A 10,512-nucleotide genomic window follows, 5' to 3' on the forward strand; every position below is an offset into this window, starting at 1 on the left:
CAATTTGAGCTGCGGCGCCGTCGCGGGAATTATGCAGCGAAATCGTCGTCCCGCATCCGCATGCCGGGCCGTCGCCTCTGGAGCGAGACATGAACCAACGGCAGTACCCCGCCGCCGCCGCCGCGCACGTCTACCTGTTCGCGACCTGCCTGGTCGACCTGTTCGTCCCCGAAGCCGGGCTCGACGCGGTCCGCCTGCTGGAACGCGAAGGCCTGACCGTCCACTATCCACGCGGCCAGAGCTGCTGCGGGCAGCCGGCCTACAGCAGCGGCAATCCCGACGAGGCGCGCCGCGTCGCGGCCGCGCAGCTCGACCTGTTCGCCGAACCGTGGCCCGTGATCGTGCCGTCGGGCTCGTGCGGCGGCATGATCCGGCACCATTGGCCGGCGCTGTTCGCCGACGATCCGGTCCACGGCCCCAAGGCGCGTGCGATTGCGGAACGGACCTACGAACTCACCGAATTCCTCGTACACGTGCTCGACGTGCGGCTCGATGCGCTCGCCGCGCCGGCCGGCGCCGACGAGCGCGTGGTGCTGCACACGTCGTGCGCGGCCCGCCGCGAGATGGGCACGCGCGTGCACGGCGTCGCGCTCGTCGACGCGCTGCCGGGCGTGACGCGCATCGAACACGAACGCGAATCCGAATGCTGCGGCTTCGGCGGCACGTTCTCGCTGAAGCATCCCGACATCTCCGGCGCGATGGTACGCGACAAGGTCGCATCGGCCTGCGCGACGGGCTGCGACCGGCTCGTGTCCGCCGACTGCGGCTGCCTGCTGAACATCGGCCACGCGGCCGACCAATCCGGCGCGCCGCTGCCGGTCGAGCACCTCGCCAGCTTCCTGTGGCGGCGCACGGCCGGCGCCGCATCGCTGCGCGGAGACAAGCGATGAGCGCGCGCGACGCCATCCTCCAGCGGCTGCGCGCCGCCGCCCCGGGTGTCGCCGCCGAGGCCGCCCCCGCGCTCGACGCGCGCATCGACACGCATTACGACATGCGCCGCATGCAAACCGAGACGGCACACGAACCGCACACACTTGCCCTCACGATGCAGGCCGCGCTCGCCGCGTCGCACGCGGACGTCTGGTGCGCGACCGGCGACGAGTGGCCCGCTCAGCTCGCCGCGCGGCTCGCCGAGGCCGGCGTGCGCCGCCTGCTGCTCGACCCGGCCCGTGCCGAATCCGCGGCGCTCGCCCGCGCGCTGCCCGACACGGTCGTGCCGGTGCCGTTCGACCGGCCGATCGACGCATGGAAGACCGAACTGTTCGACACGATCGACGCGGGCTTCACCGTTGCGCGCTCGGGCATCGCCGCCACCGGCACCGTCGTGCTCGCACCCGATGCCGGCACGCCGCGCACGGTGTCGCTGGTGCCGCCGCTGCATGTCGCGCTCGTCCATGCGAACACGCTGCACCCCGACCTGCACGCGGCCGTGCACACGGAGCGCTGGCACGCCGGCATGCCGACCAACCTCGTGCTGGTATCGGGTCCGTCGAAAACCTCCGACATCCAGCAGACGCTCGCCTATGGCGCACACGGCCCGCGCCGCCTGTGGGTCGTGATCGTCACCGATACGGCCGCCACCGCCAGCGAGGCTCTCCCGCAATGAACGACCAGACGCTGCACTTCGTCGCCCCCGGCGACTTCAAGGCCCGCGCGCGCGCCGCGCTCGACGATCCCGCACTGCGCAAGAGCTTTCGTGGTGCGATGGACTTCCTGCAAGGCAAGCGCGCGACGCAGTTCCCCGACGACGCGGAGCTGCAACAGTTGCGCGACCTAGGCGAAGCCGTGCGGCAGCACGCGCTCGCGCAATTGCCCGCCCTGCTCGAACGGCTGGAAACGAAGCTCACCGAAGCAGGCGTGCACGTGCACTGGGCCGAGACGGCCGCCGAAGCGAACGCGATCGTGCTCGGCATCGCGCAGGCGAAGAAGGCCCGCCGCGTGATCAAGGGCAAGTCGATGGCGAGCGAGGAAATCGAGCTGAACCACGCCCTCGCGGAGCACGGCGTCGACTGCATCGAATCCGACATGGGCGAATTCATCGTGCAGCTCGCGGGCGAGAAGCCGTCGCATATCGTGATGCCGGCGATCCACAAGACGCGCGGCGACATCGCCGAGCTGTTCGAGGCGCACATCCCCGGCACGCGCTACACCGAGGACGTCGACGAGCTGATCCAGACCGGCCGGCGCGCGCTGCGCCGCGCGTTCGCCGAGGCGGACATCGGCCTGTCCGGCGTGAATTTCGCGGCGGCCGACACGGGCACGCTGTGGCTCGTCGAGAACGAAGGCAACGGCCGCCTGTCGACGACGGTGCCCGATACGCACGTCGCGATCATGGGGATCGAGAAGGTCGTCGAGAAGCTGGAGCACATCGTGCCGCTGTCGAGCCTGCTCACGCGCTCGGCCACCGGCCAGGCGATCACGACCTACTTCAACCTGATCTCGGGCCCGCGCCGCGACGGCGAACGCGACGGCCCGCGCGAGCTGCATCTCGTGCTGCTCGACAACGGCCGCACGCAGGCCTACGCGGACGAGCAGCTGCGCGCGACGCTGCAGTGCATCCGCTGCGGCGCGTGCATGAACCACTGCCCCGTCTACACGCGCATCGGCGGCCACGCCTACGGCACGACCTACCCGGGCCCGATCGGCAAGATCATCTCGCCGCACCTGCTCGGCCTCGACGCGACGGCCGACCTGCCGACCGCATCGACGCTGTGCGGTGCCTGCGGCGAGGTGTGCCCGGTGCGGATCCCGATCCCGCAACTGCTCGTGCGGCTGCGCACCGAAGCGAACCGCAAGCCTAACGAGCCCGTCGCGCATCCGCTGCGCGGCCAGGGCGCGAACTACAACCGCGCGGAAGACCTCGTGTGGCGCTTCTGGTCGGGGGCGTTCGCGCATCCGCGTGCATACCGCGCGTTCCGCTGGACCGCGACGCGGCTGCGTGCGCTGACGCCGGCAAAACAGATGGGCTGGACGCAACACCGCACGCCGCTCGAACCGGCGCCGCGCAGCCTGTCCGACCTGCTGCGCGCCCGCGGCCAGCCCGAATAGCCGTTTCGTTTCTCAAGCCGTATCGACAAAAACCTATGGAGGAGACATCCATGCAGGCCTGGCATCAGATCTACACGCCCCTCGGCAGCCTCGGGCTGTCGGCGTTCGTCGCCGCAATCCCGATCATCTTCTTTTTCGTCGCGCTGGCCGCGCTGCGGCTCAAGGGCCACGTCGCCGCGCCGATCACGCTGCTGCTGTCGCTCGGCGTCGCGATCCTCGCGTACGGGATGCCCGTGCCGCAGGCGCTCGCGGCGGCCGGCTTCGGCTTCGCGTACGGCATCTGGCCGATCGCGTGGATCATCGTCGCGGCCGTGTTCCTGTACAAGATCGTCGTGAAGACCGGCCAGTTCGACATCATTCGCGCGTCCGTGCTGTCGATCACCGACGACCAGCGCCTGCAGATGCTGCTGATCGGCTTCTCGTTCGGCGCGTTCCTCGAAGGCGCGGCCGGCTTCGGCGCGCCCGTCGCGATCACGGCGGCGCTGCTCGTCGGCCTCGGCTTCAAGCCGCTGCACGCGGCAGGACTGTGCCTGATTGCAAACACGGCACCGGTCGCGTTCGGCGCGATGGGCATTCCGATCATCGTCGCCGGGCAGGTGACGGGCATCGACCCGTTCCATATCGGCGCGATGGCCGGCCGCCAGCTGCCGCTGCTGTCGCTCGCGGTGCCGTTCTGGCTCGTGTTCATGATGGACGGGCTGCGCGGCGTGCGGCAGACCTGGCCGGCCGCGCTCGTCGCGGGCGGCAGCTTCGCGGTGACGCAGTACTTCACGTCGAACCACATCGGGCCCGAGCTGCCGGACATCACGTCGTCGCTCGTCAGCCTCGTCGCACTCGCCGCGTTCCTGAAGGTGTGGCAGCCGCGCACCGCGCAGCAGACGGCCGGCGGCCTCGTCGCGTCGGGCGGCGGCGCCGCGCTCGCGGGCTTCGGCGGCGCAGCCGCAGGCTCGCGCAGCGGCTTCGGCACCGGCACGAGCCGGCAGGCGTCGCCGTACACGCTCGCGCAAACCGTGCGCGCGTGGTCGCCGTTCCTGATCCTGACGGCCGTCGTCACCGTATGGAGCATCGCGCCGTTCAAGGCGCTGTTCGCCGCGCACGGCGCACTCGCGTCGACCGTGCTGAAGTTCCATGTGGCGGGGCTCGACCAGCTCGTCGTGAAGACCGCGCCGATCGCCGCGACGCCGAAGGCGCTCGACGCGGTGCTGAAGATCGATCTCGTGTCGGCGGTGGGCAGCGCGATCCTCGTGACCGCGCTGATCTCGATGGCGCTGCTGCGGATGAAGCCGCGCGACGCGCTCGTCACGTTCGGCGAGACACTGAAGGAACTGACGCGCCCGATCCTGTCGATCGGCCTCGTGCTGGCGTTCGCGTTCGTCGCGAACTATTCGGGGATGTCGTCGACGCTCGCGCTGATGCTGGCCGCGACCGGCGCCGCGTTCCCGTTCTTCTCGCCGTTCCTCGGCTGGCTCGGCGTGTTCCTGACCGGTTCGGACACGTCGTCGAACGCGCTGTTCTGCTCGCTGCAGCAGGCCACGGCCCATCAGCTCGGCGTGCCCGAGACGCTCGCGGTGGCCGCGAACACGACGGGCGGCGTGACCGCGAAGATGATCTCGCCGCAGTCGATCGCGGTCGCCTGCGCGGCGACGGGCCTCGTCGGCAAGGAATCGGAGCTGTTCCGCTTCACGGTGCGGCACAGCCTGCTGTTCGCGGTGATCGTCGGATTGATCACGCTCGCGCAGGCGTACGTGCTGCCGGGGATGGTGCCGTAAGCGGCGGCCGCCCAAAAACAAAACCCCACGCCCGGAAGAGCGTGGGGTTTTTCATGTCGCCGCTGGATCGCCCGCCGCGGCAGGCGACCGGTTGCGCGATCAGCTGCCCTTCGCGATGCGATCCTCGATGTGCTGCGCACGGCTCGCCGACGACGGGTGCGAATCCATCATCGAGCTCTTGCCGCCGTCGAGCTTCGCGAGCTTCTGGAATGCGGTGACGAGACCCTTCTGGTTCATGCCCTTCTGCTTCATCAGGTCGAACGAGTAGTCGTCGGCCGCGCTTTCCTGCGTCTGCGAGAATTGCGCGTTGATGAACTTCTCGGTGATGTCGCCGAGCTGCGAGCTCGTCAGTGCCGCCACGCCCGGCGATGCCGCGCCGGCCGCGGTGCGCGCCGCGCTGACCGCGTAGGCCGTCTGCATCGCCTTCTTCGAGTGACCCAGGGCGACGTGGCCCATTTCATGGCCGATCACGCCGCGCAGCTCGTCGTCGTTCATCTGGTCCATCAGGCCGCTGTACACGCGCACGCAGCCGTTGCCCATCGCCCACGCGTTGACGTCCTTGGTCATGTAGACCTTGTAGTTGATCTTCTGGCCGTTCAGCGTCATGTCGCCGAAGCCCTTCATCACCTTCGTCAGGCGCTTCGCGTACGCGCTGTTCGCCGGCGCGATCTTCGATTCGGCATCGCTCGCCTTGCACGAGTCGTTCGACAGTGCGGCGATGTCGCTGTCCGACAGCGTCGCTGCCTTGTACAGGCTGGTCCCCGCCGACGTCAGGCTGTTCGCGTCAAGGCTCTGTACCCCGCCGCACGCGCTCAACAGAAACGCCACGCCACACGCTGCCACCGCTTTCTTGAGTTGCATCCCGGAATCCCTCGATAGTTGTATTTGGGAGCGGCGATTTTGCATAATCCGGCAGAAAATTACCAGATGTTTACATCCGATGACACGTTGATTACTCGACGAACAGGGACGAAACGGCGCGTCGACACGGGATTGACGACGGAAAACGGAGCAATCGCCGCAGCCGGGCGACGACCGGACCGGGAAACGGGCGGGCTCAGGCCGTCTGGCCGTGGCGTCGCGTCAGCCGCCGCGCGACCAGCATCGGCAGCCGCACCGCGAAGCCGGTGAACAGGCGCAGGTGCATCCACGCAAGCAGCGCGTTGTCGCGGCCGTAGTGGAAGTGCGAGACGCCGCCCTCGTGGCGGCCGAAATAGCGCACCGGCGCGTCGATGCGGATCGGCCGCACGCCGGCCCAGCACAACCGCACGGCCGCCTCGGGATCGAAGTCGAAGCCGCGCATCCACGGCTGGCGGCGCATGATCGCGGCCAGCGGCGCGACCGGATACACGCGGAACCCGTACAGCGAATCGCCGATCCCGGCCCACAGCGTCTCGAGGTCGGCCCACGCGTTCGACAGCCGGCGCCCCTGCACGCGCAACTGCGGCGCGCTCGCGTCGAACTTCGGCACGCCCAGCACCATCGCGTCGGGCGCGGCCTGCGACGCGGCCATGAACGCGGGAATCAGGTCGGCCGGATGCTGGCCGTCGGAATCCATCGTCAACACATGCGTGAAGCCGCTCGCGGCCGCCGCGTCGAGCCCGGCGAGCACCGCGGCGCCCTTGCCGCGGTTCTCCGGCAGCACGATCACGCGCAAGCCCGGGTCGCGCTCGGCCATCGCCTGCAGCCGTTCGGCGCTGCCGTCGGTGCTGCCGTCGACGACGACCCACACCGGATTCCACTGCGCGCGGGCATTGCGGACGGTCGTGTCGACCTTGGCGCCCGGGTTGTAGCTCGGAATCAGGACGAGATGGGTGGACGAGGCGTGCAGCTTGGACATGGAAACGGCCGATTGCGAAGACGGGGATCCTGACAAAAGTTTATGACTTGCCGGCGACCGTCGGCAGGCTTCGTCGACGTCGCCCGCATGCGGGGCCGGCGGCTCGATCGTGAGGTTTTCTCGCTTCATGACAGCCACGCCTCCTGATGACCCGTGCTGGCCTCGATCTCGACCAGCAGGTCGTCGCGGCACACGTCCGCATGGACGACGAGCGGCCGCACGCCGGGGCCGGCCGCCTCGCGCAGCACGCGCTCGATCGCGGCCAGCGCCGCGGCATCGCCGGCGTCGCGCACGTAGACGCGATAGCTCAGGTCGGCGAGCGAGAACGGGCCGTGCCCCTGGCGCGCGGCCTGCTCGAGCACGGCCGCGAGGTTCGCGACCGTCTCGCGCGTTTGCGCGACGACGTCGCCGTGATGCACGGTGCGGTGCCCGACGATGCTCGCGGTGCCCGACACGAACAGCACCGGCGCGGCATCGCCGTCCGACCACGCGGCGGCGCGCGCGAACGTCGGCGCACGCGGGCCGTACTCGGCCGGATAGTGATACGCGCTGACCTGGCGCGGGTTCTCGACCGGATCGGCCGGCGTGCGGCTCGCGAGGAAATGAATCGCGAGCGGCGCGGCCGGCGATGCATCGCCCGCGACCGGCACGACCGAGCCGAGCGCGCATGCGGCCGGCACGCCGCCCGTCAGCGCGCGGCGACACGCATCGAACGCGTGCTGGCGGCCGATATTGAACTGACGATAGCGCTCGATCCCGAACTGCATCGCATTGATCGCCGGCACGGTATTCCAGATGCGCAGCGGATGCGGCATGCCGAGCGAATCGAGCACGTCGAACAGTGCGCGGTACGCGTCGCGGGTCGCGCGTTCGAGCGGGGTGCCGCTGTCGTGCGATTCGTTCGCCTCACGTGCTGCTTCGTGCACGACGATGCTGCCGAACACGAGGCCCGCCGTTTCGCTGTACCGATAGTGCAGCGCGCCGCGCCGTTCGCTGCGCAGGTCGCGCGCACGGCATTGCCAGATTTCGCAGATGGCGTCGTCCGGCGCGATGCCGGCGCCGAGCAGCGTCATCGGCACCGGGGCGACCGGCAGGTCGGGCACGACTTCGGCCAGCATCCGTGCTGCCGCGTCCGCTCGTGATTCGGCATGCGAAGCCGTGTCCGCGCCGATGCATACCGCACCCAATGCGCCGGGAAACGCGCGCTCGAATCCATCGCCACGGCCACGCGCATCGTGCAGCAATGCGGCGAGCCGCGCATGGCTCGTCCGGACGAGCCGCAGTGCTCGGCCGCCGCCGTGCGCGAGCGCTTCGCCCGATCGCGATGCGGCCGGCCCGGCCGCCGTCTGCCCGCGCACGACGGGCGCGGTGGAGGACGACAAGGAACACGGGCGCCGTTCGGCGTCGACTGGATGCACGGACACTTCGATTTCCTCACTATGCGGCGCAGGCCGCGCAACCTCGCGGCCTGCGCCGCGTTGCGTTACGTCACGCCGACGCTGCGCGCTTCGTCAGGCGAGCCCGCCGTTGACGGACAGCACCTGCCCCGTCACATAGGCCGCGGCGTCGGACACCAGATACGCGACCATCGCCGCGACTTCGTCGGGCCGGCCCGCGCGCTGCGCGGGCACGAGCTGCTTGATGCGTTCCGCGGGAAACGCGTACCCGGCCATCGGCGATTCGATGATGCCGGGCGCGACCGCGTTCACGGTGATGCCGCGCGACGCGAGCTCCAGCGACAGCGACTTCGTCGCGCCGATCAGCCCCGCCTTCGCGGCCGCGTAGTTGACCTGGCCGCGATTGCCGGTCACGCCGGCCACGGACGCGATGTTGACGATCCGGCCGCGCCGCGTGCGGATCATCGGCAACAGCAGCGGCTGCGTGACGTTGAAGAAGCCGTTGAGCGTCACGTCGAGCACGCTGTACCACTGCCGGCGCGACATGCCGGCCATCGGCGCATCGTCGTGAATGCCTGCGTTGTTGACGAGGATCTGCACCGGCGCATCGTCGATGAACGGCTGCAGCGCGGCGAGCGTCGCATCGGCGTCGGTCACGTCGAACGCGATCGCGTGCGCGGTGCCGCCGGCCGCGACGATCTGCTGCGCGACCGCCTCCGCCTGCGCGAGATGACGGTTCGCATGCACCCACACTTCGTGGCCAGCCTGCGCGAGCGCCGTGCAGATCGCCTGCCCGAGTGCGCCGCCGCCGCCCGTCACGAGAGCCCGCATCGAATTGCTCCGTTCATCGCGTTCCACCTCGACCGACGCGGCCGCGTATCGTCTGCCGATCGCGGCCGCCTGCCGTCATCATCTGCACGTCGCGCCCGTGGCGCGACCCCGTCACTTCGTGCGGTGCGCGGCGACGTACGCCGCCAGTGCACCGAGCGTCGCAAAGATCTTCTGGTTGTCCGGATTGTCCGAACGCAGCTCGAAGCCGTATTTCTTCGAGATCAGCAGGGCGATTTCCAGGATGTCGATGGAGTCGAGCCCGAAACCCTCGCCATACAGCGGGGTCTCGGCCGTCACTGTTTCGAGCGTGACGTCTTCGAGATTCAGTTCGCCGATGATCAGCGTGGCGAGCTCTTGTTCCAGTGCGTTCATCATGCGTGCGGGCAGGCGGCCCGTGGCAGCGGAAGGTGCCCGGAAACGGCTGTCGCCATGCACGCCCGGCGCGTGCGAATCTCCGTCCCTCCGGCGTCTGCCGGCTTCCCCGCCTGCTTTATTGGGGGATCGTTTGTAAAAGTTACGCGGATTCTAGACGAACGGGTATCGGGCCGTATACGGCCAATGGTTACAGACTGGCGAGCCGGCACCGCAGCCCGTTTCGGAGCCCGAATGCACGAGACGCTTGAGCCGCTTTGGATGGAAATGGACCGACCCCGCCAAACCGTTCATCCCGCGCCATACAATCGGTTACAAAACCCGTTCGCGCCCGCCCCGAACACGCGGTGCCGCGGCCCTAAAATGAGCGTGCCCGACCACCGGCCCGGACCCGCGTCCCGGCCGCCATTCATATGATGTTTGACGGCCCGACCACCACGTCCGGCCACGATCCGCCCGATGTCGCCAGTCATGCCGCGCCCGACCTTCCGCTCCGTTCCGGTTCGCCCGTCCGCCCGCTGCCGCCCGGCCGCCGGGCATGCGTTCGCGCGCCGTGTGCGCGGAGGCCGCCGATGAGCCGGCTGCTGCCCGCCGCGCGCGGCCTCGCCGCGGTCGGCGCCGTCGCGGCGTACCAGGCCGGCGCGCACTACGCGGCCGCGACACCCGGCGCGCACGGCTTCGGCCTCGCGATGGCACTGGTGCCGCCGCTGCTGCTCGCGCTCGGTGCGGCGCTGCGCTCGCCGCATCGCGCATGGCTCGTGCCGGCGTGGCTGCTTGCCGCCACCGTGCTGTGGGCCGCGCGCGTGCCGCTCGCCCGGCATTTCGAATGGGGCCTGTATCTGGAACACGCGAGTTTCAACCTCGCGATGGCGCTAGTGTTCGGCCGCACGCTCGCCGCCGGCCAGGTGCCGCTGTGCACGCGCTTCGCGACGATGATCCACGGCGCGATCACGCCGGCCGTCGCGCGCTACACCCGGCAGATCACGCTCGCATGGACGCTGTTCTTCGTCGCGATCGCCGCCGTGTCGACGCTGCTGTTCGCGACCGCGCCGATCGTCACGTGGTCGACGTTCGCGAACTACCTGTCGCTGCCGCTCGTCGCCGTGATGTTCGCCGCCGAGCATGCGTGCCGGCGGTTCGCACTGCCGCACGAACCGCGGCCGCGCATGGTCGATGCGGTGCGCGCGTATCGCGCGACGACGCACGCATCGCAGCCGTCACGATGAATTCCCGGCCGGCGCGCCGCGCCGGCCTT

At 69.7% G+C, this 10,512-nt stretch carries 10 protein-coding genes; 5 read left to right on the top strand and 5 right to left on the bottom strand.

Going from position 1 to position 10,512, the window contains the following annotated elements; translation table 11 throughout:
* Nucleotides 1-89: 89 nt before the first annotated feature.
* From LGM89_RS12840 to LGM89_RS12855, 4 genes are read left to right on the top strand one after another with little or no spacing between them, the layout of a single operon-like run.
* A complete protein-coding gene (locus LGM89_RS12840; protein WP_226273156.1) occupies nucleotides 90-890 on the top strand; it encodes a (Fe-S)-binding protein in 801 nt (266 codons plus the stop codon).
* Nucleotides 887-1,606 carry a LutC/YkgG family protein gene (locus LGM89_RS12845; protein WP_089495635.1) on the top strand — a complete coding sequence of 240 codons (720 nt, stop codon included), beginning with the start codon at nucleotides 887-889 and terminating at the stop codon, nucleotides 1,604-1,606. The genes LGM89_RS12840 and LGM89_RS12845 overlap by 4 nt, the downstream gene beginning before the upstream one ends.
* Entirely contained in the window at nucleotides 1,603-3,048 is a 1,446-nt protein-coding gene (locus LGM89_RS12850; protein WP_226273157.1) for a LutB/LldF family L-lactate oxidation iron-sulfur protein, read from the top strand. Before LGM89_RS12845 ends, LGM89_RS12850 begins: the two co-directional genes overlap by 4 nt.
* 50 nt (nucleotides 3,049-3,098) lie before the next feature.
* A complete protein-coding gene (locus LGM89_RS12855; RefSeq protein WP_226273158.1) occupies nucleotides 3,099-4,817 on the top strand; it encodes a lactate permease LctP family transporter in 1,719 nt (572 codons plus the stop codon).
* Between the two features lie 99 nt (nucleotides 4,818-4,916).
* Here LGM89_RS12855 and LGM89_RS12860 read toward each other — a convergent pair whose 3' ends face one another.
* The 5 genes from LGM89_RS12860 to LGM89_RS12880 all read right to left on the bottom strand — a co-directional run bounded on the left by LGM89_RS12860 (nucleotide 4,917) and on the right by LGM89_RS12880 (nucleotide 9,257).
* Nucleotides 4,917-5,678 (bottom strand): M48 family metallopeptidase, encoded by a 762-nt coding sequence (locus LGM89_RS12860; RefSeq protein WP_089446404.1) that lies wholly within the window; start codon nucleotides 5,676-5,678, stop codon nucleotides 4,917-4,919.
* A gap of 196 nt (nucleotides 5,679-5,874) precedes the next feature.
* A complete protein-coding gene (locus LGM89_RS12865; protein WP_089495638.1) occupies nucleotides 5,875-6,657 on the bottom strand; it encodes a glycosyltransferase family 2 protein in 783 nt (260 codons plus the stop codon).
* Nucleotides 6,658-6,782: 125 nt separating this feature from the next.
* Nucleotides 6,783-8,081 carry an endoribonuclease L-PSP gene (locus LGM89_RS12870; protein WP_226273159.1) on the bottom strand — a complete coding sequence of 433 codons (1,299 nt, stop codon included), beginning with the start codon at nucleotides 8,079-8,081 and terminating at the stop codon, nucleotides 6,783-6,785.
* A gap of 87 nt (nucleotides 8,082-8,168) precedes the next feature.
* A complete protein-coding gene (fabG, locus tag LGM89_RS12875) occupies nucleotides 8,169-8,885 on the bottom strand; it encodes a 3-oxoacyl-ACP reductase FabG (RefSeq protein ID WP_226273160.1) in 717 nt (238 codons plus the stop codon).
* A 111-nt stretch (nucleotides 8,886-8,996) separates the two neighbouring features.
* Nucleotides 8,997-9,257: a phosphopantetheine-binding protein gene (locus LGM89_RS12880; RefSeq protein WP_039360173.1), complete on the bottom strand. Its 261-nt coding sequence runs from the start codon at nucleotides 9,255-9,257 to the stop codon at nucleotides 8,997-8,999.
* Between the two features lie 572 nt (nucleotides 9,258-9,829).
* Here LGM89_RS12880 and LGM89_RS12885 point away from each other — a divergent pair.
* Nucleotides 9,830-10,483: a hypothetical protein gene (locus LGM89_RS12885; RefSeq protein WP_089495642.1), complete on the top strand. Its 654-nt coding sequence runs from the start codon at nucleotides 9,830-9,832 to the stop codon at nucleotides 10,481-10,483.
* The last annotated feature ends 29 nt before the right edge of the window (nucleotides 10,484-10,512 follow it).

The organism is Burkholderia sp. AU31624 (assembly GCF_020420065.1).
Taxonomy (GTDB): Bacteria; Pseudomonadota; Gammaproteobacteria; order Burkholderiales; family Burkholderiaceae; genus Burkholderia.